3 protein-coding genes are annotated in these 1,691 nt (G+C 46.4%); 2 read left to right on the top strand and 1 reads right to left on the bottom strand.

Annotation, left to right across the window (positions count from 1 at the left end; all coding sequences use genetic code 11):
- A partial coding sequence (locus ACR0P9_RS12115; protein WP_432620503.1) for a GNAT family N-acetyltransferase occupies window positions 1–302 on the top strand: 302 nt, incomplete at its 5' end.
- A 51-nt stretch (window positions 303–353) separates the two neighbouring features.
- Here ACR0P9_RS12115 and ACR0P9_RS12110 read toward each other — a convergent pair.
- Window positions 354–959 carry an AAA family ATPase gene (locus ACR0P9_RS12110; protein ID WP_432620501.1) on the bottom strand — a complete coding sequence of 202 codons (606 nt, stop codon included), beginning with the start codon at window positions 957–959 and terminating at the stop codon, window positions 354–356.
- A 259-nt stretch (window positions 960–1,218) separates the two neighbouring features.
- Between ACR0P9_RS12110 and ACR0P9_RS12105 the strand changes: the two genes are divergently transcribed.
- A partial coding sequence (locus ACR0P9_RS12105; RefSeq protein WP_432620499.1) for an NUDIX hydrolase occupies window positions 1,219–1,691 on the top strand: 473 nt, incomplete at its 3' end.

Below are 1,691 nucleotides of genomic sequence, written 5' to 3'. Positions count from 1 at the left end.
TGATGCATTCTTCGACAGTTATCACGGCTTGGGATGCAGAACGGCTTGTTGGGCTGGTACGGCTGTTGGATGACACAGAAATGACGGCGTATATGCATTATGTATTGGTAGATCCGCAGTATCATGGGCAAGGTATCGCCGGACACATGATTGAAATGGTAAAAGAAAAATATAAAGATTATTTATACATTGAAATCATGCCGGAAGAAAGCAAAAACGCGGCGTTTTATCAGCGATTTGGTTTTGAGAAAATGCCGGACGGCGTGGCGATGCAGATCTGCAACCAAGGAGAAAAGCGATGACAACAAAAAGAGCAGCTGTCATTACAACAGCTGCTCTTGCTAGAAATGTATTTACTTGTTTTCATTCTTTCTGCGAGCGGCAGAAGCGATGATGTCCACACAAGTCAGCTCGCCCAGATAGCTGGCATCCAAGCTGATATGATAGTAGCTGGACTGACCCCATTCGCGGTCGGTATAGTAGCGATAGTAGGTCTTGCGTCCCTTGTCTTTCTTGCGCAGCCGCTTCTCAATCGGTACATTGGTCTTGCCGTAGCGTTCCAGTACGTGCGCCTTGCGATACTCCATGTTCGCGTGAATAAACACGTTCAGAGCTGGGATACCAGCGGTGTCGAGGATGTAATCGGCGCAGCGTCCGACGATAACGCACGGACCTTTTTCTGCCAGATCGAGAATCACGTTGCGCTGTGCCTCGAATATTTTATCCTGCGGAGACAGGTAATTGACATTATATGCCGCATTAGAGCTGAACCATGTCTGCGAAAGCGTTGTATACTCTCCATCTTCTACGACGGTATCTGTGGAATAGCCGCTCTTTTTTGCAGCTTCCTCAACGATAACGCTGTCATAAAACGGAATGCCAAGCTCTTTTGCAACCGCCTGACCGATAGAATGACCGCCGCTGCCGAATTCACGGCTGATAGTGATGATAGGATACATAGGAACACCTCCTGATTTCAGGCACGAAATATTGCTATATTCCGTAACCTCTTAACTTGAATTTATTATACTTCGGTTTTGCTAAAATGTCAATGAATTTTGTGTGAAAAACTGCGCTAAAATTATGCAAAATATACATATGCATTCTGGGATTTTTGAATTTTTGCAGATTTTTCTGAATATCACTTGCTGATTGACGGAAACAGACGTATAATAAAACAGTATACTTGTAGGAAAAACAGAACAGGAGTACCAAATAATGGAATTATGGGATATTTACGATGAAAATAAACAGCCAACCGGACGAACGATGAAAAAGAACGACTGGCACATGCAGCCGGGCGAATTTCATCTGACCGTACTCGGCGTAATCCGTCGACCGGACGGTAAGTTTCTGATTACACAGCGCGTCATGACCAAGGCATGGGCACCGGGCTCGTGGGAAGTATCCGGCGGCGGTGTTATGGCAGGAGAGACCTCTGCACAGGCGATTCAGCGCGAAATTTGGGAAGAGACCGGCTTGGATGTGACCGGTGCAAAGGGCGGCTATCTGTTCTCTTATCAGCGCATCAATCCGGATGAAGGCGACAATTATTTCGTGGATATTTATCGCTTTGACATGGATGTCAAGGAAGAGGATGTCCATATCCAGACCGCAGAGGCCATGGGCTTCCAGTTTGCTGATCTGGACACCATCAAGAAGCTGGCAGAGCAGGATAAGTTCCTGCATTA

Origin of the sequence: Butyricicoccus sp., from assembly GCF_050872565.1 — a bacterium.
Lineage (GTDB): Bacteria > Bacillota > Clostridia > Oscillospirales > Butyricicoccaceae > Butyricicoccus_A.
Note: the sequence above shows the minus strand (reverse complement) of the source record. Positions and strands in the feature narration are given on the sequence as shown.